A 25141-nucleotide genomic window follows, 5' to 3' on the forward strand; every position below is an offset into this window, starting at 1 on the left:
CACCATCGCCGCGGCGATGGTGTCCGCCGGTACGGGCTGACTACCAGGAAGCCGTGGGATACCAGCCGTAACCGAACATCGCGGGAAGCCGAACATCCCAGTACAGGAAGGTGAACGTGCCCGCGACGACGAAGGCCACCGCGGTCACCGTCGCCAGGCGGGCCGGTTTGGCCGTCAGCCACCGCGCGAACCGGCCCCTGGCCACGAGCATGAGCAGGGCGAACAGCACCGCCATGACGACGACGTTGCCGAGGGACTGCAGGATGAACACCGCGGCGCCGTACAGAGGGTTGTGGGTCTCGGCGGCGTAGGTGAACAGCTTGTGGAACAGCGGGAACGGCCGGCCGATGAGGAATCCGCCGACCAGCGCGCCGAGGACCACCAGGCGGGCGTTCGGGAAGCGCTGTTCCAGCCGCGCCAGCGGGTCGGGCAGCAGCCGGAGCGCGGCCAGGCCGAGCCAGATGAACGCGAGCCCGATGATCCCGAAGACCACGCTGGCCTGGATCAGCCGTACGGGCAGCCCGTCGCCCACGGTGGCGGTCGACAGTTGCGGCAGCCGTTCTCCTAACAGGGCGCCGACCGCGCCGTACACCCCGCTGACCACGATCATGCCGATCGCGAGCTTGCTGAGCGGGCGAAGCGTCTCACGGAGGCGGCTCCGCCACGATTCGCCCTGCCGTACGAGCGGCACGACCGCGCCGAAGGCGGCGACGTTGCAGGCGGTGAACGTCCCGGCGAGGCCGGACACGAACGCGAAGACGGCACCCGCCACGGCACCCGTGATCGCGGTGCCCTTGGCGTCGTGGCCGAGCAGCGTGTTGGCGACGTTGTCCCCGATCACGCTGTCCACGAAGTGGAACGACCACAGGGAAGCGGCGACCGCGCCGGCGACGACGCTGAGGAGGACGAGGCGGGCTCGGCGGGTGGGTACGGTGGGCGGCAGGGGTTCGTGACGGCTCTCGGCGGCATCGGTAAGCGTCATGGCACATCCTCGCCAAAGCGTGAAAATCGGGGGACATGTGCTGATAGGTGGCCACCTACGAGATGACTTTGAGGCCGCGATCACTGACCGTCAAGGGGCCGTCCGGCCCTTGGCGCCCCGGTAGGGGTTCACAGCGCGAGCAGCCGAATGGTGAGCCTCAGTCCACGCGATCACCGGCCCGGCACGGTCTGGAAGCCGCTGACCGAACCGGCCGCGCACTATCCCTGGTCGCTCCTGTGGCGACCCGGCGATCCTTCCCCCCACATCACGACGGTGATCGAGAGCGCCAGGCACCCGGCCGAGCGGCTCGGATGGCTGGCGACCGCCGAGCTGCCCGCCGAGTAGACCTCCCCGGCGGCGGTCATCGGTTGTTCGCCAACACCAACCTGGACGCGGGGTGTGGACCGAGATCGAAGCGCCGGTGAATGTCCCGACCGGCGCGCCTTACTCGTCAGCAGCCTTGAGCGAGGGTGAGGAGGTTCGCCGGATTGGTGATAAGGATGCGCTGGACCGCCTCGGACCCGATGCGGTGTTCGAGGCGGGGCAGGAAGCGCCGGGGCAAGTAGTCCAGGCCGGGCAGGCCTCCGTAGGCGCGGTAGCGGGTGGCGCGGGCGACGTCACCGCCGAGGAGCAGGCGATCCAGGCCGCCTGCTGCGATGACGCGTTCGGCGCAGTCGATGATCGCGGAGTCGGGTGCCTCGCGATGCCGGGCGGCCCCGTCGTAGCCGAGGTAGGCCCCGGCGGTGGCGAGGTCGGCGTGCAGGCCAGGGTCGAGGTTGCGGTCGATGTGCGCCAGGACGACGCGGTCGGAAGCCAGGCCCTCGGCGTTCAGCGCGTCGAGGACCTCCCAGGCGGCGGAGCCGTGTTCCAGGTGGACCATCACAGGGACGCCGGTGTGGACGGCCGCGCGGGCCACCGCCGTCAGCAGGCGGCGTTCGTACGGGCTGATCCGCCAGTAGCCGACCCCGGCCTTCAGCATGCCGGCGCGGACGGGCAGGCCGGACGGGCCGAGCGCGGTCAGGCCACCGCCCGCGGGGCCCCCTGCGGAGCCGGTCACGGGGTCCGCTACGGGCTCGGTGGCCGGGTCCGCTACGGGCTGGGTCGTGCGGTCCGTCGCCGGGAGGCCGTCCTGGACGTCGGCGACGAACCGGCGTCGCAGGGTCTCCTCGTCCGCGCCGAGCATCCAGTGACCGGTCGGGTAGTGCTCCTGGCGGTGGCCGCCGCTGACGTGCACGACGTTCAGGCCGGTGGCGGCGCTGACGCGGGCCACCGCGGCCGGGTCGCGTCCCAGGCCGGTCGGGGTCGCCTCGATGATCGCGCCGATTCCGGCGTCCACGAGCGATCTCGCCTCGGCGCGGCTGGCCCGCTCGTTGTCGAGTTCGTCCCCGGGCAGCAGCGGCGAGATCTGGAAGAGATGCTCGTGGTAGTCGGTCGCGCCGAGCGCCGTACTGGGCACGTCGCCCAGCACGGTGCGCACGACGGGCCGTTCCGGGTCGGTGCTCACGTCGCGCCCTTTGCCGAGCGGCGCAGGGTTCCCGTGCCGGCGTTCAGGGGGCGTCCCCATGGTGTTCACAGTCGGTCGAACCAGGGCTCCAGACGCCGGTACGCGTCGATGAACAGCTCGTGTGCCGCCGTGTAGCGGGCGTGGGCATCGGAGTCCGGCGTTGCGGGGTCGTGGTGGTCGGTGGCGCGCCGTGCCACGTCGAAGCCGTCGAAGAGGCCGACGCCGACGCCGCCCACGATGGCGGCCCCGACGGAGGTGGCCTCGTCGACGAGGTCACGGCGGCGTACCGGCACGCCCCAGACGTCCGCGAAGATCTTCAGCAGCGTGGCGGAGTTGGCGCCCCCGCCGATGGTGTCCACCTGCCGGATGTCCGCGCCGTTCTCGGCGAAGGCACGGAGGCCGGTGTAGAGGTTGAAGGCCACGCCCTCGACGACGGCCCGGGCGAGATGCGCCTGCCCGTGGTGGCGGGCCAGGCCCGCGAACACCGCCCTCGCCCGCGGGTTCCAGTACGGCGAGCGCTCGCCGAGCAGATGCGGGAGGAAATACAGGCCGTCCTCACTGGCCGCTACGTCCACGGCCGCGGCGAGCAGCCGTTCGTAGCGGTCGTCCTGCCCGGGAGCGAGGACGTCCATGATCCATTCGAGAGACGCGCCGCCGGCCTGCATGGTCGCGGTGGGGACGAATCGGCCAGGGATGACGTGGTTGAAGGTCATGGTCCGCATCTGCGGATCGTGCAGCGGGGCGTCGGCGGCCAGCGACACCCAGGAGGACGAACCGAGATACGCGTAGGCGCCGTCGGCGGCCTCGGTGATCCCGGCTCCCAGGGCGGCCATCGGCCCGTCGCCGCCGCCGATGACGACCGGAGTCCCGGCGCGCAGCCCGGTCGCCCGGGCGGCGTCGGCGGTGACCGTGCCCACCACGGTCGTCGAGGCGGTGATCTCGGGGAAGAGCCGGCGGTCGATGCCGGCGGCGTCGAGGAGTTCCGCCGACCAGTTTCCGGCGGCCTGATCGTAGGCGTTGGTGCTGCTGGCATCGGAGGGATCGGTGGCGAGCGCTCCGGTGAGGCGGTACGCCGCGTAGTCCTTGGCGAGGAGGATATGGCGGGTGCGCGCGAACGCCTCCGGCTCGTTGTCCCGCACCCACATGACCTTGGATAGCGAGTACGTCGGATTCAGCCGGTGCCCGGTGATCCTGTAGCCGGCCTCCATGCCGACTCGGTCGACGAGCCTGGCGGTCTGCGCCGTGGAACGGGTGTCGGCCCAGATGATCGCCGGGCGTACCGGCCGTCCGGAGCCGTCGAGCAGCACCGCGCCCATCATCTGCCCGGAGAACGACACCGCGGCCACTCGGTCCGCCGCCCCGGGCACCGATTCGAGGAGCTCGCGCGTCGCGGCGCACAGCGCCCCCCACCATGCCTCGGCGTCCTGCTCGGCCTTGCCGCCCGGGCCGAAGTCTGTGGCATAGCGTGCGGTCACGGCGGCGACGACGCGACCCTCGGCGTCGACCAGCGTCGCCTTGTCCCCGGTGGTGCCGAGGTCGTGCGAAATGATCACGTCTACCGTCCTGGAGGTGATGATGGTCGTGGTGTCCTCGCGTGCCGGGTCACCCAAGCGGGCGAGGTCACCGGAGTGAGAAGCCGCCGTCGATGAGCAGCTCGGTGCCGCAGCAGAAGGCGGCCTCCTCGCTGAGCAGGTACTCCACCGCCCCCGAGATCTCGCGAAGCGTGCCGAAGCGCCCGAGCACGGTCTCGGCCAGCCACTGGTCGTGCATGTCCTTCTTCAGGGCGTTGAGCGGCGTGTCGACATATCCGGGAGAGACGGCGTTGACGCGCACCCCGCGCGGCCCCCACTCGACGGCGAGGGACCGGGTCAGCGCGCTCACGCCTGCCTTGGACGTGTTGTACACGCTCTGCCGCTGCGGATGATTGACCACCGCGTTCCCGGACATCGACGCCACGTTGACGATGGCGCCGCCGCCCCGGGCGAGCAGCTCACGGCCGAACTCGCGGCAGGTCATGAACACGCCGCGCAGGTTGACCCCCATCACGGCGTCGTACAGCGACATCGGCATGTCCTCGGCGGCCACGTCGTTCTCCACGATACCGGCGCAGGTCACTAGGTCGATCGGGGTGTCGTCGGTCGCGTACAGCCGCCGCACCGCCTCGACCACGGAGTCTTCGGAGGTGAGATCGACCTCGACGGTGTGGACGGCCGCGGGGAGCGCCTCAAGGCCCTTGACGTCGAGCGCGTGCACGCGCGCGCCCTGGTCGAGGAGCGAGGCGCAGATGGCGGCTCCGATGCCACCCGCGGCGCCGGTGACGGCGATACGACGCCCGGCGAAGCGATCGGTCATGGTTACCCCTTCATTGGGCCGTGTCGTGCTCGTGAATGTGTGTCGTGGCTGCTCGGCGGCGCTTTCCGCCGGTGATGACCGAGGTCTTCCCCTCGGGCGGTCTATGTAGTATTACTAGCTGATGAAACCTGCGGATTACAAGACTGAAATCTAGGTTTCGTGCATTAGCTACCAAGACGGGCGAATCCGGATGGTCTGCGCGTGGTTGCTGTGTAGTAGAACTACACAGCAACGGGCGGGCCGAAGCCCGTCGGACGCAGACCGGGACAGGACCGGCGTGACGCCCGGCCGTTCGAACGCCGTGCGGAGGGCGCCTGCCGACGCGTGAGTTCGAATGCCGCGCGGAGCCTGCCTGCCGACGTATGAGGAGGTGCATCAGTGATCGAGAATGGCGAGCCACCGCCTGTGGTCTTCTCCGCGCGTGGGGTGAGCAAGAGCTACCCGGGCGTGCAGGCCCTCACCGATCTCGACCTGGACGGCCACGCCGGCGAGGTGCTCGCGATCTGCGGGGCGAACGGCGCCGGCAAGTCCACGTTCGCCCGCCTGCTGGCCGGGCAGGAGGCGCCGAGCGGCGGCGAGATACGGGTGGCGGGCCACTCCCGGCCGGTCACCGGGCCCGCCGACGCCGACCGGGCGGGCATCCTGCTCATGCACCAGGAACCACTGGTGATCGACGACCTGACCGTCGGGGAGAACGTCTGGCTCTACCGGCTGCGCGCGGGCCGCGACATCCGGCCTTGGTCACGCGCCCGCCGGTACGACGACGAGGAAACGCTTCGCGCGTTGCGCGAGGTGGGGCTCGGCGAGGTCCCCGTCGACCGGCCCGCAGGTACGCTCGCCCCCGGCCAGCGGCAGATGCTCGCCCTGAGCCGGACAAAGGTGACGCCGCATCGCGTGCTCATCCTGGACGAGACGACCGCCTCCACAACCGAGGAGCACTTCAAGGAAGTCACCAAGATGGTCGCGGCCGAGCGGGCGGCGGGCACCGCCATCGTGTTCGTCTCGCACCGCATGCCCGAGGTGTTCGCGCTGTCCGACCGGATCGCCGTCTTCCGCAACGGCCGGCTGGTCGGCGTCCTGCGTACCGCCGAGACCGATCCCGAGCAGGTCACCACGATGATGATCGGCGACGCCGTCCGGGCGCTGCATCGCCCGCCCGCGCACACCGCCGCCGACCGGGCCCCGGCCCTCGCCGTGCGGGAACTGCACGCGGGGTCGGCCACCGACGTCTCGTTCGAGGTCCGCGCCGGGGAGGTCGTCGGCCTGTACGGCCTGGTCGGCAGCGGCCGCTCGTCGGTGGCCCGGTCGATCTCGGGGCAGCAGCCGCTGCGCCGCGGAACCGTTGAGGTGCACGGCCGTGACGTACGGATGCGCACGCCCGCCGGCGCCCTGCGGAACCGCGTCGTGTACCTCACCGAGGACCGCCGCAAGGAGGGCTTCGTCGACGACTTCACCAACGGGGAGAACCTCAGCCTGGTGACCCTCTCGCGGGACACCCGCTGGGGCGTGATCCGCCGTGGCCTCGAACGTGCGCGCGTCGCGGAGCTCATCAAGAGGTTCCAGGTCAAGGGCACGCCGGAGACGATGACGAGCACGCTGTCCGGCGGCAACCAGCAGAAGGTCTGCCTGGCGAAGTGGCTCGCGGCCGACCCCGACGTCATCGTCCTCGACGAGCCGACCAAGGGCATCGACGTCGGCGCCCGGCTCAACATCTACGAGATCATCCACGACCTCAGCCGGCAGGACAAGGCGCTGCTGGTGGTGACCAGCGAGGCCGAGGAGGCGCTGCTGCTGTGTCATCGCGTGCTCGTCCTGCGCGACGGCCACCTGGTCGGCGAGGTCGATCCCGGCAACGCCACCACTGAAGACCTGATCCGTGCCGCACTGGGAGGTGAGGCTGCGTGACCGCAGTGACCAAGGAGTCCGGCGACAAGGCCGACAGAGCCGACAACGCCACCGAGGCGGCCGGCGCACGCCGGCCATGGGCCGACCGTGGCGGGGCCTGGCTTCGCCAGCAGTATCCGCTGCTCATCCTCGTGGTACTGCTCATCTTCGCGTCGGCCATGTCGGACGCCTTCCTCAGCACCCGCAACATCGAGAACCTGGTGCTGCAGATGTCCGTCGTCGGCATCGTGGCGCTGGCGCAGTTCATCGTCGTGCTGTCCGGCGGCATCGACATCAGCGTCGGTTCCGTGCTGGGGCTGGCCTGCGTGATGAGCACCGGCCTGTTCGGCAACACGTCCGTGGCGCTAGCCGTGCTCGCCGCGATGGTCGTCGGGGCCGCGCTCGGCGCCGTCAACGGGTTCCTCGTCGCCTTCCGCGGGCTGGAGCCGTTCATCGTGACGCTCGGCATGCTCGCGCTGGCCCGCGGGCTGGTGTACGCCTACACCGAGGGCATTCCGGTACGGCCGTCCGACCCGTCCTTCACCACGGTGGGCATGGCGACGGTGGCCGGGATTCCGCTGCTCGGCGTCATCTGGCTCGCCGCGGCCGTGGCGGTGGCGTTCGTGCTGCGCCGTACGGTGTTCGGCCGCCGGGTCCGTGCGGTGGGCAGCAAGCAGCAGGCGGCGCACGCGTCCGGCGTACCCGTGCGCGGCACGCTGCTGATGGTCTACACGCTGGCCGGGCTGCTGGTGGGCCTGGGCGGATTCCTGCTCGCCTCGCGCGTCGGCGCCGCCACCCCGACGGCCGGCAACCTCTACGAACTCGACGCCATCGCCGCGGTCGTCATCGGCGGTGCCAGCCTGCGCGGCGGTCGGGGACGCGTCTTCGGCGTCGTCGTCGGCACGACCATCTTCGGCGTCATCACGAACCTGCTCGTCCTGCTCAACGTCTCGACCTTCCTTCAGGACGCCTTCCGTGGCGGGCTGATCCTCGTCGCGATCACGCTCGCGACGCTCGGTCGCCGTCAGAACAGTTCCGGCTGATGACCGTCCCCCTCTCATCTCACCCCTCGACCAGATCTAGCTCCATGGGAGTCCCTGCAATGCGCCTTCGCTCACTGGCCGTCACGGCCACCACCGCGGCACTGTCCATGTTCATGCTGTCCGCCTGCGGCTCCGTCGGAGGCTCGTCCGGGTCCGGTTCCGGTACGGCCGGCGCGGCGCCTAAGCCGAAGAACGTCAGCGAAGTGAAGATCGGCTTCGCTCAGCGGCAGATGGACGCGCCGTACTACGCCGCGATGGAGTCGATGGCCCAGGACATGGCCAAGAAGCAGGGCTTCAAGCTGCTGTTCCAGAACGCGAGCGGCGACGCCGTCACCCAGCTCAACCAGGTGCAGACCATGCTGTCGCAGGGTGTCGACGCGCTCGTCGTCAACGCGATCAGCCCGGAGACGGAGCGCACCCAGCTCACCCAGGCCGCGAACCAGGTGCCAGTGCTGTTCGTGGACACCTCGATCGCCGATGTCGGCGTGACGGCCGTGCAGTCCGACAACAAGGAGATCGGCCGGTTGTCCGGTGCGATCACGGCCAAGCGCTTCAAGAAGGGCGACACCATCAAGGTCGCGATCCTGAACGGCGGCCCCAACGACGAGATCGTCGGCCCCAACCGCCAGGCCGGATTCCTGCAGGGCCTGAAGGACGCCGGCGTCAACTATGAGGTGGTGGCCTCCACGAGCGCGACGTACACCCAGGAGCAGGCGGTCCCCGCCACCGAGTCGATGCTCGCCGCCCACCCCGACATCGACCTCGTCCTCGGCCTCAACGACGCCATGTCGCTCGGCGCCCTGAGTGTCGTGCGCAAGCAGAACAACACCGACATCCTCGTGGCGGCCGCGGCCGACGGCCAGAAGGAGGCTCTCGCCGAGATCTCCAAGGGCGGCTGCAAGGGCCAGTACGTCTCGACCGGTCTGAACTCGCCCGCCCTGGCCGCCGAAAAGGTCTTCCAGCTCGCGGTCGCCCTGGCCACCGGCAAGCAGGACCCGAAGACCGTCGAGAAGGTCTCCCTCACCAAGGCCGCCGGAATCGGCTGCGACAACGTCGCCGAGTACTACGACCCCAAGAGCGTCTTCTGACCGGTACGAATCAGCCGAGGAGCAACCATGACGGATGCGAAGACCGGCGGCCCGATCGCCGCGAGCGGCAGTGACGAGAGCGTCGCCCGCAGCGGCGGTGCGGGGCACGCGCGGGCCGGCGCGATGATGTCGCAGGCGGTCGTCGCCTCACGCGAGGACATCGGCCTCCGGCCGGTGCCCCGGCCACCCGCCCCCGGGCGGGGCGAGGCGCTGGTACGCAGCGTGCTCGTGGGCATCTGCGGCAGCGATGTGCACGCCGCCGCCGGGCATCACCCCTTCATCGACCTGCCGTACCTGCCAGGACATGAGGTCGTCGGGGTGATCGAGGAGGTGGGCCCCGGTACCGACGGGCTCACCCCAGGAGATCGCGTCGTGCTAGAGCCCAACCTGCACTGCGGGCACTGCCCTCAGTGCCGTGACGGGCGCTACAACATCTGCCGGGAACTGGCGGTCTTCGGCTGCCAGACTCCCGGCGCGATGGCGGACGCGTTCGTCGTCCGGGCCGACCGGCTGCACCACGTACCCGATGAGATGACCGACACCACGGCCGCCCTCATCGAACCGCTGGCCACCCCGATGCACGCCGTACGGCGTGCCGAGGTGCGTCCCGGTGCCAAAGTGGTGGTCCTCGGGGCCGGTCCCATCGGGCTACTGGTCCTGGTGGCGGCGCGGGCGGCGGGCGCAGAAAGGGTCGTCGTCACCGATCTGCTGCCCGGGAAGCTGCGGCGGGCGGCCGCGCTGGGGGCCGACGAAACCCTGGCCACGGACGACCCTCGGCTGGCCGAGCTCGGCGGTTCCGCCGATGTCGTGTTCGACTGCGTGGCGCGTGAGTCCACCATGGCGCAGGCCGTCGAACTCGTCGACAAGGGCGGCACCGTCGTGGTGGTCGGCGTTCCCGCCGGGCCCGTCGCGATCCCCCTGCACCTGGTCCAGGACCGGGAGATCACCGTCATCGGAAGCCTGATGTACGTACGTGAGGACTTCGCCGCTGCGATCGATCTGCTGCGCTCCGGCGCGGTGGCGGCCGACGACCTCGTCACGGCGGTCTTCCCGCTGGACGAGGTGGCACGGGCCTTCGCCGCCGCCGCCGATCCCCACCACGTGAAGGTCCTCGTGTCCGTCACCACCTGAAACCCAGCCCTGTCACCCCCCGAACGTGAGCCCGGTTTCACCACCTACTCTTCGAGGAGAAAGCATTGGCCTCCCTGGAGCGCCTTCCCGAGCCCGGCACGCTGAACATCGGCACCGACGGTGCCATGGCCGGTCACAGCGGGAGCTACGAAAAGCGCCTGGCGGACATGGTCGGGGTATATCGCGACGGTGACGCGTATCGCCAGGTCCTGGCCGAGAACGGCCCGGATGTCATCGTCTACCGGGTGGAGGAGCACCGCTACTCCGACGGCCCCGGCGAGCTGATCGTCGGCACCAGCACGCTGCTGCCCGGCCGTGTCGGCGACGAGTTCACGGTCACCCGCGGACACCTGCACGCCCTGCCCGACCGCGCCGAGCTTTACCACTGCCTCAGCGGGCACGGAGTCCTGCTGCTGGAGACCGTCGGCGGCGAGAGCCGCGCCGTGCCGCTGACGGCCGGGCAGGCCGTACACGTCCCCGGGCACTGGATCCACCGCAGTGTCAACGTCGGCACGGAGCCGTTCGTGACGATGTTCTGCTACTCGGCCGACGCCGGCCAGGACTACGAGATCATCTCCGAGGCGGGCGGCATGGCGCGGCTGGTGGTGTCCGACGGGAACGGCGGCTGGACCACACGTCCGAACCCCGGCCACGTCGGTTACCGGAAGGCGGTGGCCTGATGGACGAGGCCAAGCAGGATGTGATCGGCCGCGTCGAGGCCCTCGGCGTGGTGCCGGTCGTCGAGATCGAGGATGCCGCCACGGCGGTACCGCTGGCGCGGACCCTCGCCGAGTCCGGGCTGCCGATCCTGGAGGTCACCTTCCGCACCGACGCCGCCCGCGAGGCCATCGAGCGCATCGCAGCCGAGCTGCCGGAGGTACTGGTCGGTGCCGGCACGCTCCTGACGCCTCAGCACGTGGTCGAGGCGGCCGAGGCCGGCGCGCGCTTCGGCGTCTCGCCCGGCGTCGACGCCGGGATTCTCGCGGAGGCCGCCGCGCGCGGGCTCGCGTTCGTTCCAGGGGCCGTGACGCCCAGCGAGGTCATGGCGTGCCTGCGGGCGGGGGCGCGGCACCTGAAGTTCTTTCCCGCCGGTGCGTACGGGGGTGTTCCGACACTTGCGGCGCTGGCCGGCCCGTTCGCCTCGGCCGGGGTGCGCTTCATGCCGACGGGTGGGGTTACGCCCGGCAACGCCGCCGACTACCTGCGCCTTGCGGCGGTCTTCGCCGTCGGCGGCACGTGGATCGCGCCTCGCGCCGACATCACCGCCGGTCGGTGGGACGCCATCGCCGCCCGCGCGCGTGCCGCCGCGGAGCTGACCGGCCATCGCGAGGAGGACCTGCCGTGATCGAGTCCACGCCTGCGTCCGAGGCCGAGGTTCCTGCGAGGAGGGCCGACGGGTCCGCGATCTCGCTGCCCGCGCCCGCGGAGGCGCCGACGCTGTACTTCATCGGCGTCACGACGGGCCGGTCGTCGATCCGGACGGTGTTCCCCCGGTGGGCCGGGCTGCTGGGGCTCGACGGCGTGCGACTTGTCGGCATCGATCTTCCGCTGCACGCGCCGGCGGACGACTATCGGCGGGTCGTCGACTTCATCGCGGAAGATCCGTTGAGCAGCGGCGCGCTGGTCACCACACACAAGATCGATCTCTTCCAGGCGTGCCGGAGCCGCTTCGACCGGGTCGACCCCCTGGCGGGGCTGATGGGCGAGGTCAGCTGCCTGTCCAAGCGCGGCGGCGAGCTGATCGCGCACGCCAAGGACCCCATCTCCGCCGGGCTTGCCATCGACGCGTTCCTGCCGCCGGGTCACTGGCGGGACGGCGGCGGCGACGCCTTCATCATGGGCGCGGGCGGCTCCGCGATCGCGATCAGCTGGTACCTGAGCCGGCCAGAGCGGGGCGCCGACCGTCCGGCGCGCATCGTCGTGTCCGACCTCGACGCCAAGCGGCTGGCCGCACTGCGCGCCGTACACGGGGAGATCGGCACCGACATCCCCGTGGAGGTCGTGCGGACTCCCGGCCCCGAGGGCAACGACCGGGTGCTCGCGTCGCTGCCGCCGCGTTCGCTGGTGGTCAACGCGACCGGGCTCGGCAAGGACAGGCCGGGATCTCCGGTGACCCACGACGCGCGGTTCCCGCCGGGGGGAGTGGCCTGGGACCTCAACTATCGGGGCGACCTCATCTTTCTCGATCAGGCCCGCGCCGACGGGCAGGTGCGGGTGGAGGACGGCTGGGTGTACTTCCTGCACGGCTGGACGCAGGTGATCGCCGAGGTCTTCGCCATCGAGATCCCCTCCGGGCCCGTCTTCGACGCGCTCGGCGCGATCGCGAAGGAGACCCGATGACCACCACCGGGCGCGGCCGGATCCTCGTCACGCCACGCTCGCTGACGCAGGAGGGCCTTTCGCACGTGCCGGAGCTGGGGCCGTTGCGCGACGCCGGGTACGAGCTGGTCGCCGGGCCCGCCGGAGCGCTGCCGTCCGAGGAGGAACTGCTCGGCCTGGTCCCCGGCTGCCAGGCCTGGCTGGCCGGGGTGGAGCGGATCACGGCCCGTGTGCTGGCCGCCGCGACCGAGCTGCGCGTCATCAGCCGCAACGGCGCGGGCACCGACACCATCGACCTCGCCGCCGCCGAGCGGTCCGGGATCACGGTAGAGCGCGCCGCCGGGGCGAACGCGCAGGGCGTGGCCGAGTTGACGCTCGCGCTGACGCTGTCCGCGCTGCGTGATGTGCCCTGGTCGGCGTCCATGGTACGGGCCGGCCGGTGGGAGCGGCGGCAGGGGCGGGAACTGGCCGACATCACCATCGGCGTCGTCGGGCTCGGCGCGATCGGGCGGCGGGCGGCCGGGCTGTTCCATGCCCTCGGCGCCGAGGTCGTCGGCCACGATCCGTTCGCCGTCGATCCTCCGGTGGAGACGCTGCCGCTGACCGAGCTCGTGACCCGCAGCGACGTGGTGACGCTGCACTGCCCGCCGCCGCCCGACGGTACCGCGCTCGTCGGTTCCGCGCTGCTCGCTCACGTTCGTCCCGGCGCGGTGCTGATCAATACCGCACGGTCCGCGCTGGTCGACGACGAAGCCGTGCTGGCGGCGCTGGAGGAGGGACAATTGCGGGCGTACGCGGTGGATGCCTTCGACTCCGAGCCCCCGCCCCTGACACCGTTGCTGTGCCATGATCGGGTGCTGGCCACCCCGCATATCGGGGGATACACCGGGGCCAGCGTCCGCCGTGCGACCAGTCAGGCCGTGGCGAACCTGCTTGCCGCCTTGAGGAAGGTGTGACGATGCCGGACGCCAGGAAGGCCCAGCCCGCAGGAGGGCCGAGGTCGCCTCAGCGACCAAAGCCCTCGGAAAGGGAAAAGCCGGAGCCTCAGGCGAAAGCCGGGGACCATGTCCTGGATCGCCTCAGTCATGCTCTCCACGCCATGCGCCCGTCGGAGCGAAGGGTCGCCTCGGTCGTGCTCGCCGACCCGGGCGCGGTGGTGGGCATGTCGATGGCCGCGCTGGCAGAGGCGGCCCACGTCAGCGAGCCGACGGTGATGCGCTTCTGCGCCAGTGTGGGGTTCAACGGGTTCCAGGCGTTCAAGTTCGGCCTCGCTCAGGCCCTTGCGCTCGGCAAACCGGTCACGCATTCGGCCATCGAGCTGGACGACGAGCCCGCCGAGCTGATCACCAAGATCTTCGATCACACGCTCAACAGCGTGGACGGGGCCCGCCGTTCCCTGGACGCACACTCGGTGGCCGATGCCATCGCGCTGCTGCTGGCCGCCGACGACGTGCTGTTCGTCGGGCAGGGCGCTTCGGGCCTGCTGGCCCAGGACGCGGTGCAGAAGGGCGTTCTCTTCGGCGTGCCCTGCGCCGCCCCCATCGACCCGCACCAGGCGTTCATGTCGGCGGCGATGGCGACGCCGCGAACGGTCGTGGTGGCCATCTCCAACACCGGGCGCACCACCACGGTCCTCGAGGTCGCGGCACGTGCCAAGCAGAGCGGGGCGAAGGTGATCGCCCTGGTCGGCGGACCGAGCCCGCTGCTGGACCTCGCCGATACCGGGATCGTCCTGCAGACGTCGGAGGACACCAACATGTACACACCGACGATCAGCAGGCTGGCCGGCCTGGTGCTGATCGACGTACTCGCGACCGGCGTAGCGATCCGCCGCGGCCCGCAGCACCTGGAGCGGCTGCGCCAGATGAAGGGCGCGCTTTCGGTCTTCAGGGGCAGTACGTCCGACCCCGACGACGTGTGACGACCACTCCGGCGACGCTGTCGGCGCATCCGGCGACGCACACACCCATCACCCACCGCGCCAACCTACCCGGCGCCTCACACATACCCGGCGCCTCACACGTGTCCGGCGGCTCCAGAGGAGGGACATGAAGGCGGTCGTTTATGAAGGGCCTCGCTCCTTCGAGATCAAGACGGTCGACACGCCCCGCCCCGGGCCGCATGAGGTGCTGCTACGCGTCCTCATGGCCGGCGTCTGCGGCACCGATCTCCACCTGCACGACGGGGAGTTCGGGCCGACGTACCCACTGATCCCCGGCCACGAGTTCGTCGGCGAGATCGAGGAGGTCGGGTCCGCGGTGTCCGGCCTGTCGCCCGGGCAACGGGTGGTGGTCGACAACACCCGGCAGTGCGGCGAGTGCGTCAACTGCCGGCGTCGGCGGGCCAACTTCTGCCTCAACCTCGTCGCGCAAGGAGTGAACGCGCCCGGCGGGTTCGCCGAATACATCTGCGCACCCGCGGGCCGGTGCTTCGTGGTCGACGACCTGCCCGTGGAGGTGGCCGTCCTCACCGAGCCGACGGCCTGCGTCGTGCACGGCCTCGATCGGCTGAACCCGGCTCCCGGCAGCGAGGTCGCCGTCTTCGGCGCCGGCCCGACCGGTCTGCTGCTCGCCCAGTTCCTCGCCGCATCCGGCGGTACGCGCGTCACCGTCGCCGCGCCCACGGCCTTCAAGCTGAAGCTCGCGGCCGCCTGGGGTGCCGACGTCACCGTCGAACTCGACCGGTCCCGGCCCGAACGCAACGCGGAGCTGCTCCGCGCGGCATCGCCTGACGGCTTCGACATGGTGGTCGACGCCACCGGAGCCACCGCCGTGCTGGACCAGGTGATCGAGCTGACCCGCGATGGCGGCACCGTCGTCACCTACGGCATGGCCCCAGAGGCGGCCACGTGGAACATTTCGCCGTACGAGATCTTCCGGCGCGAGCTGACCATCATCGGGTCGTTCGCCCAGTGCTACAGCTTCGACCGGGCGCTGCTGGCCCTGCGAACCGGCCGGATCAAGACCGACGGGATGATCACCCACCGCTTCACCCTCGACGAGTACGCCGACGCCCTCACCGCCGTCGCCGGCAGCTCCTGCCTCAAGGCAGTGATCGTCCCTTGACCGCACCGCCCCGGAGCCCACACGGGTCAACGATGTCGCGTCCACCGCTCGCCAGGTTTGGGCGGGGTGGGACAACGCCATCAGTTATCCAGCCTCGACTCCATGATCCAGAGAGTGGGTAGGCCACTTGGGAGGATCCCGTAATCCGTGACGAAGAAGTCGAACGCCCGCCCGCAGCGCGGTCCTCAGAAGGACTGTGCTGCGGGCAGGCGCGGTCGGCCAATGGTGACGTGCGTGCCGCGGGCCCGGTGCCGTGGCGGCCGGTCAGCTCCGGTCGATGTACCAGCTGCCGCAGACGCTGCCGAGCGCGACACTCGGCGCGCCCGCGGACGGGGCTGAGCCGAAACGCGTGGTCGACCTCGCGGCCGCCCTGGAATGGCTGAGGACCGAGCACGCGGTGCTGCTGACCGCGCTGCGGCAGGCCGAGGAAGAGGGCATGCACAGGCACGCGTGGCAGCTGAGCTGGGCGCTGGGCGAAACAACCAACCTCAGCAGGACTCATCTCCATTCCAGGTGAGCGAGCGCTCAGGATCCGGCCCCGTCGCGGGAGTACGCTGGGATGGACGCCGACAATCCGCAGGGCCTATCTCGTTTGGACGGCGAAATCATGGTGGACACCGAGCCCACATGCGAGCTGCATCTTCGAATGGCGGGGCAGGCCCATGACCAGATGCTCCGCCTGCACGGTGTCCGGCCGACCGAGGACGACGTCGCGGCGTGGATGCAGGACGGCACGGTGGTCCGGCTCCAGGTCACAGAAACGGCGAATCGGCCTCCGCACACCATGCTGGTGAACTTCGGCAGCGTCGTCTTCGCCTGGCTGTGCCCCTACACGCCCAGCGGAGGGATCACCCTGTGAGGTCGGCGAAACGGCGACCCGAGCATGGACGGATCAAGGGGTGACGGGCTTCCTCGCGGACACCATCGAGGAGGCCGTCGACGCCGTGTCCCGCATCCCCACGATCGACCGGGCGGGCTGCCGCGCCCAGGCCGAGCGCCGCTTCGGGGCGGACCGGATGGTCTCCGGCTATTTGAGCGTTTATCGCGACATCATGCGTGGCGCCTAGGCACGTCACCACCGGTGCGGGCACGACCCCTAGACCGAGGCGACCCACCCCTATAGCCCGCTATCGGGCCCTCCCCTACGAAGGTCGAAAAGGGCTATCGAGCGCAGGTGGCGGGCGAGAAGCGTATCGATAACGAGCGGATAGCGACCCCTAATAGCTTCGTTTTTGCGAGCAGCGAAACGGCACGGACGTGAGCCACCGGCCACAGACGAGGGGTCAGCTGAAATGACGCAGCACATCGAGGCCACCGCCACCCAGATCATCTTCGGTCGCGGCACCATCACCCCCGCCGCCACCTCCACGTCGGCCCCGGCCCTGGTGTCCAAGCTGTCCGGCAACACGCCCTGGGGCTGAGCCTCAGTCCAAAAAGTGGGGAAAGCGACGTGCGGCCAGAGCGTAAAGCTCGGGCCGCACGTCGCGTTTATGGGCGACTGATCACTCCGCACAATCATGTACAAGAGATGTCGGGCAACGCGACGGCACCCTATAGGGCCCCCTGCCGCTCGAACGATCAAGCTTCGGGCATCCCCTACCCGGGGAATGCGACAGCGGATTTTCACCCGGTGTTCGGGATCATCAATTCTCCGGTAAGACAAATGACCGCATCCGGCCATTCCCTTGACACCGGCCGCCTCGCGCCCCCGGCACGGAACGGCGCCGGCCTCGCGTGTCAGGTGACCGGGACGATCTCCGCGCTCACGAGGGAGCCGTGCTCGATCTGGAGGAGGCCGATGGTGCCGTGCGGCTGGCGGCGGCGATCGGTCGGCGAACCCGGGTTGAAGATCCGCAGGCCGTCCTGGAAATGGTCGAGCGGGATGTGCGAGTGGCCGTACACCACCAGCTCCGCGCCCGGGAAGCGCCGGCGCATGCGCGCCCAGCGGCCCGCCGCCGCCCCGCTGTCGTGGATCATGGCCACCCTCAGCCCCGCGAGGTCCAGCTCCAGGGTCTCGGGAGCCACCACGTCGGGACCGTCGTTGTTCCCCTTGACCGCCCGGACCGGCGCGTACGCGGCCAGCTCGTCGAGCACGCCTGCCGTGCAGATGTCGCCCGCGTGCAGGATCATGCCGGCGCCGCGCAGGTGCTCGGCCACCCTCGGCGGGCACCCCTTCCAGCGGCGCGGCGCGTGGGTGTCCGCCAGTACCACCACTCTCATGATGTTCCCGTGCCCCCTCACCGGCATCGCACCCGCGCTCAGGGCGAGACGCGGTGGCTACCTGAGGGTGGAGGAGACCACCTTGGGCTTGCCTGCGCCGAGGAAGAAGATGCCGGGGTAGCCGCGCGTCTCGAACCCCGCGCTGGGGTTGTCACGCAACGTCGAGTGGTCGATGGTGAGGGTGCCGGTGCGGTCGTTGCTGACGAAGAAGACGGCTCCGCCGCCCTCGTTGGCCCGGTTGTTCCGCACGATCGAGCCGGCGATGCGCACCGTGAACCGGTTGCCGTCGGTGTAGACGGCCCCGCCGCTCCCGCCCCCGGAGGTGCCGCCGCGCGCCGGGTTCGCGCCCTTTCCGATCGCCTGGTTATAGGTGAGGACGCTGTTGAGCACGACCCAGGACACCCCGATGCTGCTGAGCGCGCCGCCGTTGGAGCATGTGCCGCCCAGGCCGGGGGCTCCCCCGAAGGTGCTGCCGACGATGTAGACCGGCAGGTCGCGCGACTGGTCGAGCACCCGGATGGCCGCCCCGCCGAGGTCTGGGCCTGTGGCGTCGCAGCGGTTGCGGATGAACCGCGAGTTGACGACGTTGACCCGGCCTCCGCGCACGAAGAGGGCGCCGCCGCCTCCCCCGTCGGCCCGCTGCCCGGTGGCGTTGCCGTCGGCGAAGGTGAGGTTCTGCACGGTGAGCCGGGGCGTGGCCTGGTCGTCGCAGTGCGACGTGGTCCACCCCTGGGCCTGGTCGCAGGTGTTCATGTAGAGGATGCGCCGCTTGCCGCCTCCGCTGAGCGTCACCTTGCCGCCGCCGTCGAGGACGACCCTCGCGCTCGCGTTGCGGATCTTCGCTGTGGCGTTCATCGTGATGGTCACGGGGTTCGGGCCGCAGGAGAAGGTGATGACGCCCCCCTTGGCGACCGCCGAGACCACCGCCTGTGAGGTGCAGCTCGCCGGGGTGCCCTTGCCGACGACGCGCGTGGGGCGCGAGGTGTCGACCTTGCGCGCCTCGGCCGGCACGTACGCACGGCCGTTCGGATTGCCTGGAGCGAACCGCGTCGCCAGGGCCCGCGTGCCGCTCGCGCTCGACGATGCCGACGCGGGGGCCGCGGGAAGGGTGATGCCGGACAGCAGCAATGTGATCAGCGCAACGCCGGGGGTGAATCGCACGGGGCCGATGCTACAGCGGGGAGGTCACGGGCGGCAGGAGACGGCGACGCGGTCCCAGGAGTTGTTGGCGTACCCCTTGGGGTTCCACAGATGGCCGGGGTACTCGGGCTGGGTCGCGCCGGTGGTGTCCCAGGCCCGCGCGGTGATCGCCGCCTCGCCCTCGGGAAGCTCGACCGTGATGCGCCAGTGCTGCCAGGCCCAGGGGCCGTCGGGCGGGTCGAGGCCGGCCTGCAGCCAGGTGCGGCCCTCGTCCAGGGAGACATCCATGCGGGCCACGGCCCGGTCGTCGCCCGCGTACGCGTAGCCGGTGATCTCGACCGGGCCGGGATGGAGCCGGTCGCCGTCGGCCGGGCGCAGGATGGCGCAGTTGAGGGCGACCGAGGTCAGGGAGATGCCTTCGCCGGGTTTGGCCCGGTCGGGGTCCGCCTCCGCGGGCAGGACGCGGTAGGCGACGGCCTGGAAGTAGTTGCAGGAGGGCTCGGCCTGGGCGGTGACGCGCTGGAGCCATTTGACGCTGCGGGCCCCGATCCAGCCGGGTACGACGACGCGGAGCGGGGCGCCGTGGGCGGGGGGCAGCGGCCGGCCGTTCATCGCCCAGGCGAGCAGCACCTCCCCTGCGGTGGCCTTGGCGACGGTGATGGACCCGCCGTACGGCTCGGGCGGGCCGCTCCGCTCGGAGACGTCGGGGGCGGCGAAGGCGACGTGCGCGGCCTCTGGACGCAGGCCGGCGGAGGCCAGGACGTCGGCCAGGCTCACCCCCGTCCAGCTCGCGGTGGAGGTGGCGCCCGGTCCCCACGGGTCCTCGCCGGGGATGTCGCGTACCGTGAGGAACCCGGCGCGGCGGTTGCCCGCGCACTGCAGGGTGGCCACCAAGGTCCGCTCGGGGAAGGACGCGCGCAGCTCGTCCAGGGAGAGCGTGAGCGGCCGGTCGACCAGGCCGTCCACCGTGAGCCGCCAGGCGGCGGCGTCCAAATCGGGGATCGAGCCGTGGTTGCGGCAGTAGAAGGTGTCGATCGGCGTGATGGCCTGGCCGGCCAGGGCTCCCGGCGGCGGCTCGGCGTTGTACGGCCGCGCGGTATGCACGACCATGTCATCCCTTTTGTGCCATATGCCCACATTGTTCCGGTTACCCGTGCGCCGGAGATGCGACACCTCGGCGTCTAGGAGTGGGCCTGGACGAGCTGCCGCTCCGCGTCGGAGAGATAGTCGGCGAGGAGCCGCTCGGCGCCCGGGGTGTCCCCGGCCTCGACCAGCTTGAGGATGTCGCGGTTGCGCCACAGGTAGGGCTCGTGGAAGGCGCGGGGATTCTTCATGGCCAGGAAGCTGAGACGCAGCTCGGCGAGCACCTGCCGCATCATCTCGTCGAGCCGGGAGCTGCCCGCCAGCTCGACGATGGCCTGGTGGAAGAGCATGTTGGCGGTGCCGACGTCCTCCCAGCGCCGCTCGGCCGCCGCCCGCTCGGCGTCGTTGACCGCGCCGCGCAGAGCGGCGAGCGTCTCGCCTGAGGGCCTGCCCCCCTCACGGATCGCGGCGCACTCGATGAGCCGGCGCAGGCGGTACAGGTCGACCACGTCATCGGCGGTGAGCCTGCGGACGAACACGCCGCGGTTGAGCTCGTGGACCAGCAGCCCCTCGTGGGACAGCAGGCGGAACGCCTCCCGCAGGGTGTTGCGCGAGACGCCGAGGGCCGCGCCGATCGACTCCTCGGACAGCCGGGTGCCGGGCTCGAACAGGCCCTCGGTGATGCGCTGGCGCAGGATGGCGGCCACCCGCTCGGCCGTGCTGGTGCGCCCGAGCAGAACGCGATCTTCCTGGAGGCGCTCGGCCGCCCGCACGCCGCCATCGGTCACGACCCGCTCAACCCCTTCGTGTCGGCGACAGAACAAAATCTTAACATGAGGCTATTGTCAGATCGTTGAACGATCCTTATGTTGAAAATATCGGCTCGACAGAGAGCCACGAGACGATCGGGTGCACCGCCCGGCCTGCCGGATCCGGTGTCGTCGTCTCCAGTCCGGCACAGGTGGCAACGAGGTGCGCCATGACGACATCGTCCAAGCCCGAACTCGCCGTCGTGGCCCTGTTCGGCCTGCCGGAGACCCGCGCCCGGCAGCTGTCCTGATCCAGACTGGGCGGGAATCTCGAATTTCAGGAGTTCATCGTGTCTCGCCCGATCAGAACAATCGACCTCAACTCCGACCTCGGAGAGGGGTACGGCCAGTGGGAGCTGGGCGACGACGAGGCGTTGCTGTCGGTCGTCACCAGCGCCAACGTGGCCTGCGGGTTCCACGCGGGTGACCCGACGATCATGCGGCGCACGTGTGAGACGGCGGTCGCGCGCGGGGTGGCGATCGGCGCCCAGGTGGGCTACCGCGACCTGGCGGGCTTCGGGCGGCGCTTCATCGAGATGCCGCCCGAGGCGCTCGCCGACGACATCGTCTACCAGATCGGTGCCCTGGACGCCTTCGCTCGCATGGCGGGCGCCAGAGTGGCCTACGTCAAGCCGCACGGCGCGCTCTACAACGCGATCATGCACCACGAGACGCAGGCGGGAGCCGTCGTGGCGGCCGTCCGGGCCTACGATCCGGGCCTTCCGGTCCTCGGGCTTCCCGGCTCTGAGTGGCTGCGCCGGGCCGAGCGCGCGGGGCTGACCGCGGTCACCGAGTGCTTCGCCGACCGCGGCTACACCCCGCAGGGCACGCTCGTGCCGCGCGGCCTTCCGGGAGCGGTGCTGCACGACCCCGCCGAGGTGGCCGCGCGGTGCCTGCGGATGGCGCGGGGCGAGCCGATCGAGGCCGTCGACGGCACGCCGCTGACCGTACGGGGCGAGTCGATCTGCGTCCACGGCGACAGCCCGGGCGCGGTGGAGATGGCCAGGGAAGTGCGTGCGGCGCTCATGGCCGGCGGCATCGAGGTGGCACCGTTCACCGGCGAGCCCGTGCCCCGGCCCGAGGGGGAGCGATGAAGGCGGCGGTCCATCGGCACGGGGAGGGGGAGCGATGAATCCGGCGTTCCGGCGGTGTGGCGACTGGGCGCTGCTGGTGGAGGTGGGCGGCGTGGGCGAGGTGCTCGCGCTGTACGACGCGCTCGCCGCCGACCCGCCGCGCGGGGTCACCGACATCCTTCCCGCGGCCCGCACACTGCTGGTCCGATTCGAGCGGCCCGCCCGCCACGACACGGTGGAATCGGCCGTCCTGAAGGCCCGCCCGGCGAGCGGGTACCGGCCCGTGACGGGCGAGGTCGCCATTCCCGTCGTGTACGACGGCGCCGACCTTGCCGATGTGGCGTCGCTGACCGGGCTCTCGGAGCGCGCGGTGGTGGAGGCGCACACCACGACGATGTGGACGGTCGGGTTCTCCGGGTTCGCCCCCGGCTTCGGCTACCTCACCGGCGGCGATCCCCGGCTGAACGTGCCGCGCCGGGACGAGTCGCGCGTCCGGGTGCCGGCCGGATCGGTCGCGCTGGCGGCCGGGTTCAGCGCGGTCTACCCGCGCGAGTCGCCCGGCGGGTGGCAGCTCATCGGCCGCACCGACGTCACCGTGTGGGACGTCACCGCCGACCCGCCCGCGCTGCTGCGCCCGGGCATGCGCGTGCGGTTCACGGAGGTGCGGCGTGCGTGAGCGGCTGTGCTTCGGTCAGCGTGCCTCCCTCACGGAGGTGCGGCGTGCGTGAGTGCCGGGTTCTGGAGGTGCTGGCCACCGGGCCGATGACGACCGTGCAGGACCTCGGGCGCCCGGGCCGTGGCGACCTCGGCGTGTGCCGCTCCGGAGCCGCCGACCGGGGCGCGTTACGGCTGGCAAACCGCCTGCTGGCCAACCCCGAAGGCGCGGCGGCGCTGGAGGTCACCCTGGGCGGACTAAAGGTGCGTGCCCGCGGGGACCTGCTCGTCGCGCTCGCCGGGGCGCCGAGCCCTGCCACGACCACCGACGCCGCCGGGCGTACGCGGGGCATCGGCCACCAGGCCGTCGAGCGCCTGCCCGACGGGGCGACGCTGCGGCTCGGCGCGCCGAGGCGCGGGCTGCGCACGTACGTGGCGGTCCGCGGCGGGCTGGACGTGCCCGAGGTGCTGGGGTCGCGGGCCACCGACATCATGGCCGGGCTGGGCCCCGAGCGCCCGGCACCCGGCTCGCTCCTGCCGGTGGGGCCGCCGCCCGCCGGGTTCCCGGTCGTCGACCTCGCGCCGGTGCTCGAACTCCATCACGGCGAGCCCGTCCTGCAGATCCTTCCCGGCCCGCGCGACGACTGGTTCAGCGAGGAAGCCCTGAAGACGCTGTGCTCGGAGCCGTACGAGGTGACCACCGACAGCAACCGGGTGGGCATGCGGCTGAGCGGGCCGCGCCTGGAACGCGTGCGGGAGGGCGAGCTGCCACCCGAGGGAATGGTGCCCGGCGCCCTCCAGGTGCCGCCGTCCGGCCGCCCGACGCTCTTCCTGGCCGACCATCCGGTCACGGGCGGCTATCCGGTGATCGCGGTGGTGCGCACGCGCGACGTCGACCGCGCGGCGCAGGCCCGTCCGGGGCAGTTCATCCGCTTCCGGCTCGCACGAGCGTGAAATGACACGCACGGGACAAGGAGCAGGGAGTGGGGAACCGATGACGCGTACACCGGTGGACGCGGCCCGGCTGAGTCCTCGGGAGGCGCGCGCGCTGTTCCGGTGAGGGCTGGTGACGCCCACTTCCGGCTGGTCGTCCGGCTGGACGCAGGCCAACCTGCTCGCGCTGCCGAGGGACCGCGCGTACGACTTCCTGCTGTTCGCGCAGCGCAACCCGCGCCCGTGCCCGGTGCTGGACGTGACCGAGCCCGGCGCGATCGCCGCCGCGATCTTCGACGGCGACCTGCGCACCGACCTGCCCGCCTACCGGGTCTACGAGTACGGGGAGCAGGTCGCCGAGGTCACCGACGTCCTGTCGTACTGGCGCGACGACCTCGTGTGCTTCCTCATCGGCTGCAGCTTCACCTTCGAGGCGGCGCTGCTGGAGGCGGGGGTGCCGGTGCGCCACATCGAGGCCGGGACGAACGTCCCCATGTACCGAACGAACCAGGCGTGCCGCCCCGCCGGCGACCTGTCCGGGCCCCTGGTGGTCAGCATGCGCCCCGTACCCGCCGAGCTGGTGGCGCCAGCGGTGCGGATCACCTCGCGCTACCCCGCGGTGCACGGCGCTCCGGTCCATGTGGGCGACCCGTCGGCGCTGGGCATCGCCGACCTCGACCGGCCCGACTACGGCGAGCCGGTCGAGGTACGGGCGGGCGAGCTTCCCGTCTTCTGGGCCTGCGGGGTGACGCCGCAGGCCGCCGTGACGCGGTCGCGCCCGCCGTTCGCCATCGGTCACGCACCCGGTCACATGGCCGTCACCGACGCTCGCGACAGCGCGTACCAGCTGCCGTGACCCTCGCGGGGACGGTGCGTCACCAGCCGAAGCCGGTCGGGTAGGTCACCTCGGCGAGCACATGCTGGCCGGTGGTGTTGGGGTGGAAGTAGTCCCAGGTGCTGATGTCGGACAGGGCGAACGGGTAGCCGAACACGGCGCCCCCGTCGTAGCGGCAGTTGGCCTGCTCGCCGCAGACCCTGGCGAGCACGGCGTTGAAGTCGACGACGCGCTGGCGCACCCGGTCGCGCCGCTCGTTGTCGGCCGTGGCGGTGGATCGGGGACTCGCGAGCAGCGACTGGCAGATGCTGAGCGCCGCCCACGCCGTGCGCGCCGAGGAGCTGTCCTTCCCGACCTGCCACAGCCGCTTGACGTCGGGAATGCTCGCGACGAAGATCGCCGAACCGGGCAGTCCTGTGGTGAGCGTCCGCATCGTCGTACGGAACCGGGATTCGAAGTCGGCCACCGACGTCATGCTGGACTCCGATGACGTGCAGGCGTCGTTGGCCCCGATCAGGATCGTCACGTACTCGGCCCCCTGGGAGACCGCCTGCTGGGCCTGTCCAGGCATGTCCGCGACCTTGGCCCCCGACTTGGCGTCGTTGTAGGCGACCAGAGACGGGTTGACGGTACGGATGCGCAGGTAGTGACTTTTCACGCTGCTGTAGGACCCCGTGGACCAGGACCGCGACGTGCAGTCGACGTAGAAGCCGCAGGCGTTGAACCCGCGGGTGATGGAGTCGCCCATCGAGGCCATGGAGTCGGGAACCGGTGGGGCGGAGGCGATGGCCGAGGCCGGGACGGACGCGAACGCGACCGCCGCGAGGAGAAGGAGGGTGAGGGTACGGCTGCGGAATTCCAAGCTGGGCTCCTGGGATGCTCCCCCGAGCGAACCTGACGATCAGAATGTCAGCCAGCTTGACCTGTTTTACAACCTCACATTACAAGTTACTGACCTGTTGGTAACATACGACCCGGCCATCACATTGGCGTTCGGACGCGCCTGCCGGGTGCGGGGCAGGCGCG

28 protein-coding genes are annotated in these 25141 nt (G+C 71.0%); 19 read left to right on the plus strand and 9 right to left on the minus strand.

What is annotated here, in order from left to right:
• Positions 1–40 precede the first annotated feature (40 nt).
• On the minus strand, positions 41–982 hold the full coding sequence (locus AB0O34_RS28740) for a sulfite exporter TauE/SafE family protein (RefSeq protein ID WP_363920619.1): 942 nt from the start codon (positions 980–982) through the stop codon (positions 41–43).
• A gap of 150 nt (positions 983–1132) precedes the next feature.
• On the opposite strand from AB0O34_RS28740, the gene AB0O34_RS28745 reads away from it, so the two are divergent.
• A complete protein-coding gene (locus tag AB0O34_RS28745; protein ID WP_363920621.1) occupies positions 1133–1327 on the plus strand; it encodes a hypothetical protein in 195 nt (64 codons plus the stop codon).
• A gap of 106 nt (positions 1328–1433) precedes the next feature.
• Here the strand turns inward: AB0O34_RS28745 and AB0O34_RS28750 are convergent, their stop codons facing one another.
• The 3 genes from AB0O34_RS28750 to AB0O34_RS28760 all read right to left on the minus strand — a co-directional run bounded on the left by AB0O34_RS28750 (position 1434) and on the right by AB0O34_RS28760 (position 4838).
• On the minus strand, positions 1434–2486 hold the full coding sequence (locus AB0O34_RS28750) for a hypothetical protein (protein ID WP_363920623.1): 1053 nt from the start codon (positions 2484–2486) through the stop codon (positions 1434–1436).
• Positions 2487–2551: 65 nt separating this feature from the next.
• A complete protein-coding gene (gene xylB / locus AB0O34_RS28755; RefSeq protein ID WP_363920625.1) occupies positions 2552–4039 on the minus strand; it encodes a xylulokinase in 1488 nt (495 codons plus the stop codon).
• A gap of 67 nt (positions 4040–4106) precedes the next feature.
• Positions 4107–4838, minus strand: coding sequence for an SDR family oxidoreductase (locus tag AB0O34_RS28760; protein WP_363920627.1), 732 nt, complete (start codon positions 4836–4838; stop codon positions 4107–4109).
• A gap of 378 nt (positions 4839–5216) precedes the next feature.
• On the opposite strand from AB0O34_RS28760, the gene AB0O34_RS28765 reads away from it, so the two are divergent.
• From AB0O34_RS28765 to AB0O34_RS28830, 14 genes are all read left to right on the plus strand, one after another.
• Complete coding sequence (locus AB0O34_RS28765; RefSeq protein WP_363920629.1) at positions 5217–6743, plus strand: sugar ABC transporter ATP-binding protein; 1527 nt, start codon at positions 5217–5219, stop codon at positions 6741–6743.
• Positions 6740–7765, plus strand: coding sequence for an ABC transporter permease (locus AB0O34_RS28770; protein ID WP_363920631.1), 1026 nt, complete (start codon positions 6740–6742; stop codon positions 7763–7765). Before AB0O34_RS28765 ends, AB0O34_RS28770 begins: the two co-directional genes overlap by 4 nt.
• A gap of 59 nt (positions 7766–7824) precedes the next feature.
• Complete coding sequence (locus AB0O34_RS28775) at positions 7825–8853, plus strand: substrate-binding domain-containing protein (protein WP_363920633.1); 1029 nt, start codon at positions 7825–7827, stop codon at positions 8851–8853.
• A 27-nt stretch (positions 8854–8880) separates the two neighbouring features.
• The gene (locus AB0O34_RS28780) at positions 8881–9984 is read left to right on the plus strand and encodes an alcohol dehydrogenase catalytic domain-containing protein (protein WP_363920635.1); all 1104 of its coding nucleotides are present in this window, start codon (positions 8881–8883) and stop codon (positions 9982–9984) included.
• A gap of 65 nt (positions 9985–10049) precedes the next feature.
• A complete protein-coding gene (locus tag AB0O34_RS28785; RefSeq protein ID WP_363920637.1) occupies positions 10050–10664 on the plus strand; it encodes a glucose-6-phosphate isomerase family protein in 615 nt (204 codons plus the stop codon).
• Positions 10664–11329, plus strand: coding sequence for a bifunctional 4-hydroxy-2-oxoglutarate aldolase/2-dehydro-3-deoxy-phosphogluconate aldolase (gene eda, locus AB0O34_RS28790; protein ID WP_363920639.1), 666 nt, complete (start codon positions 10664–10666; stop codon positions 11327–11329). The genes AB0O34_RS28785 and eda overlap by 1 nt, the downstream gene beginning before the upstream one ends.
• Entirely contained in the window at positions 11326–12324 is a 999-nt protein-coding gene (locus AB0O34_RS28795; RefSeq protein ID WP_363920641.1) for a hypothetical protein, read from the plus strand. Before eda ends, AB0O34_RS28795 begins: the two co-directional genes overlap by 4 nt.
• A complete protein-coding gene (locus AB0O34_RS28800; RefSeq protein ID WP_363920643.1) occupies positions 12321–13259 on the plus strand; it encodes an NAD(P)-dependent oxidoreductase in 939 nt (312 codons plus the stop codon). Before AB0O34_RS28795 ends, AB0O34_RS28800 begins: the two co-directional genes overlap by 4 nt.
• 2 nt (positions 13260–13261) lie before the next feature.
• Entirely contained in the window at positions 13262–14224 is a 963-nt protein-coding gene (locus AB0O34_RS28805; RefSeq protein ID WP_363920645.1) for an SIS domain-containing protein, read from the plus strand.
• 127 nt (positions 14225–14351) lie between these two features.
• Positions 14352–15368 carry a zinc-dependent alcohol dehydrogenase family protein gene (locus AB0O34_RS28810; protein WP_363920647.1) on the plus strand — a complete coding sequence of 339 codons (1017 nt, stop codon included), beginning with the start codon at positions 14352–14354 and terminating at the stop codon, positions 15366–15368.
• A 277-nt stretch (positions 15369–15645) separates the two neighbouring features.
• Entirely contained in the window at positions 15646–15885 is a 240-nt protein-coding gene (locus tag AB0O34_RS28815) for a hypothetical protein (RefSeq protein ID WP_363920649.1), read from the plus strand.
• Positions 15886–15927: 42 nt separating this feature from the next.
• Positions 15928–16227, plus strand: coding sequence for a hypothetical protein (locus tag AB0O34_RS28820; protein WP_363920651.1), 300 nt, complete (start codon positions 15928–15930; stop codon positions 16225–16227).
• Positions 16228–16267: 40 nt separating this feature from the next.
• The gene (locus AB0O34_RS28825) at positions 16268–16435 is read left to right on the plus strand and encodes a hypothetical protein (protein WP_363920653.1); all 168 of its coding nucleotides are present in this window, start codon (positions 16268–16270) and stop codon (positions 16433–16435) included.
• Positions 16436–16660: 225 nt separating this feature from the next.
• Positions 16661–16789 (plus strand): hypothetical protein, encoded by a 129-nt coding sequence (locus tag AB0O34_RS28830; RefSeq protein ID WP_363920655.1) that lies wholly within the window; start codon positions 16661–16663, stop codon positions 16787–16789.
• A 316-nt stretch (positions 16790–17105) separates the two neighbouring features.
• On the opposite strand, the gene AB0O34_RS28835 is transcribed toward AB0O34_RS28830, so the two are convergent.
• The 4 genes from AB0O34_RS28835 to AB0O34_RS28850 all read right to left on the minus strand — a co-directional run bounded on the left by AB0O34_RS28835 (position 17106) and on the right by AB0O34_RS28850 (position 20599).
• Positions 17106–17588, minus strand: coding sequence for a metallophosphoesterase family protein (locus tag AB0O34_RS28835; protein ID WP_363920657.1), 483 nt, complete (start codon positions 17586–17588; stop codon positions 17106–17108).
• A gap of 57 nt (positions 17589–17645) precedes the next feature.
• Positions 17646–18749 (minus strand): hypothetical protein, encoded by a 1104-nt coding sequence (locus AB0O34_RS28840; protein WP_363920659.1) that lies wholly within the window; start codon positions 18747–18749, stop codon positions 17646–17648.
• Between the two features lie 24 nt (positions 18750–18773).
• Positions 18774–19838, minus strand: coding sequence for a sulfite oxidase (locus AB0O34_RS28845; RefSeq protein WP_363920661.1), 1065 nt, complete (start codon positions 19836–19838; stop codon positions 18774–18776).
• Between the two features lie 71 nt (positions 19839–19909).
• Entirely contained in the window at positions 19910–20599 is a 690-nt protein-coding gene (locus tag AB0O34_RS28850; RefSeq protein WP_363920663.1) for a GntR family transcriptional regulator, read from the minus strand.
• 311 nt (positions 20600–20910) lie between these two features.
• Here AB0O34_RS28850 and AB0O34_RS28855 point away from each other — a divergent pair, with 311 nt between their 5' ends.
• The 4 genes from AB0O34_RS28855 to AB0O34_RS28870 all read left to right on the plus strand — a co-directional run bounded on the left by AB0O34_RS28855 (position 20911) and on the right by AB0O34_RS28870 (position 24136).
• A complete protein-coding gene (locus AB0O34_RS28855; RefSeq protein ID WP_363920665.1) occupies positions 20911–21714 on the plus strand; it encodes a 5-oxoprolinase subunit PxpA in 804 nt (267 codons plus the stop codon).
• 34 nt (positions 21715–21748) lie between these two features.
• On the plus strand, positions 21749–22369 hold the full coding sequence (locus tag AB0O34_RS28860; RefSeq protein ID WP_363920667.1) for an allophanate hydrolase subunit 1: 621 nt from the start codon (positions 21749–21751) through the stop codon (positions 22367–22369).
• 44 nt (positions 22370–22413) lie between these two features.
• Positions 22414–23301 carry a biotin-dependent carboxyltransferase family protein gene (locus AB0O34_RS28865; RefSeq protein ID WP_363920669.1) on the plus strand — a complete coding sequence of 296 codons (888 nt, stop codon included), beginning with the start codon at positions 22414–22416 and terminating at the stop codon, positions 23299–23301.
• 109 nt (positions 23302–23410) lie between these two features.
• Positions 23411–24136 (plus strand): putative hydro-lyase, encoded by a 726-nt coding sequence (locus AB0O34_RS28870; RefSeq protein WP_363920673.1) that lies wholly within the window; start codon positions 23411–23413, stop codon positions 24134–24136.
• Positions 24137–24155: 19 nt separating this feature from the next.
• On the opposite strand, the gene AB0O34_RS28875 is transcribed toward AB0O34_RS28870, so the two are convergent.
• Complete coding sequence (locus AB0O34_RS28875; protein WP_363920671.1) at positions 24156–24977, minus strand: SGNH/GDSL hydrolase family protein; 822 nt, start codon at positions 24975–24977, stop codon at positions 24156–24158.
• Between the last annotated feature and the right edge of the window lie 164 nt (positions 24978–25141).

The organism is Sphaerisporangium sp. NPDC088356 (genome assembly GCF_040685555.1).
Classification (GTDB): domain Bacteria; phylum Actinomycetota; class Actinomycetes; order Streptosporangiales; family Streptosporangiaceae; genus Sphaerisporangium.

Excerpts from the sequence above, each read along its gene's own strand:
- AB0O34_RS28830 (WP_363920655.1), top strand. The coding sequence starts at position 16,661 with ATGACGCAGCACATCGAGGCCACCGCCACCCAGATCATCTTCGGTCGC.
- eda (WP_363920639.1), top strand. The coding sequence starts at position 10,664 with ATGGACGAGGCCAAGCAGGATGTGATCGGCCGCGTCGAGGCCCTCGGC.
- AB0O34_RS28860 (WP_363920667.1), top strand. The coding sequence starts at position 21,749 with ATGAATCCGGCGTTCCGGCGGTGTGGCGACTGGGCGCTGCTGGTGGAG.
- AB0O34_RS28845 (WP_363920661.1), bottom strand. The coding sequence starts at position 19,838 with ATGGTCGTGCATACCGCGCGGCCGTACAACGCCGAGCCGCCGCCGGGA.
- AB0O34_RS28820 (WP_363920651.1), top strand. The coding sequence starts at position 15,928 with ATGGACGCCGACAATCCGCAGGGCCTATCTCGTTTGGACGGCGAAATC.
- AB0O34_RS28780 (WP_363920635.1), top strand. The coding sequence starts at position 8,881 with ATGACGGATGCGAAGACCGGCGGCCCGATCGCCGCGAGCGGCAGTGAC.
- AB0O34_RS28810 (WP_363920647.1), top strand. The coding sequence starts at position 14,352 with ATGAAGGCGGTCGTTTATGAAGGGCCTCGCTCCTTCGAGATCAAGACG.
- AB0O34_RS28775 (WP_363920633.1), top strand. The coding sequence starts at position 7,825 with ATGCGCCTTCGCTCACTGGCCGTCACGGCCACCACCGCGGCACTGTCC.
- AB0O34_RS28815 (WP_363920649.1), top strand. The coding sequence starts at position 15,646 with ATGTACCAGCTGCCGCAGACGCTGCCGAGCGCGACACTCGGCGCGCCC.
- AB0O34_RS28805 (WP_363920645.1), top strand. The coding sequence starts at position 13,262 with ATGCCGGACGCCAGGAAGGCCCAGCCCGCAGGAGGGCCGAGGTCGCCT.
- AB0O34_RS28835 (WP_363920657.1), bottom strand. The coding sequence starts at position 17,588 with ATGAGAGTGGTGGTACTGGCGGACACCCACGCGCCGCGCCGCTGGAAG.
- AB0O34_RS28800 (WP_363920643.1), top strand. The coding sequence starts at position 12,321 with ATGACCACCACCGGGCGCGGCCGGATCCTCGTCACGCCACGCTCGCTG.
- AB0O34_RS28740 (WP_363920619.1), bottom strand. The coding sequence starts at position 982 with ATGACGCTTACCGATGCCGCCGAGAGCCGTCACGAACCCCTGCCGCCC.
- AB0O34_RS28760 (WP_363920627.1), bottom strand. The coding sequence starts at position 4,838 with ATGACCGATCGCTTCGCCGGGCGTCGTATCGCCGTCACCGGCGCCGCG.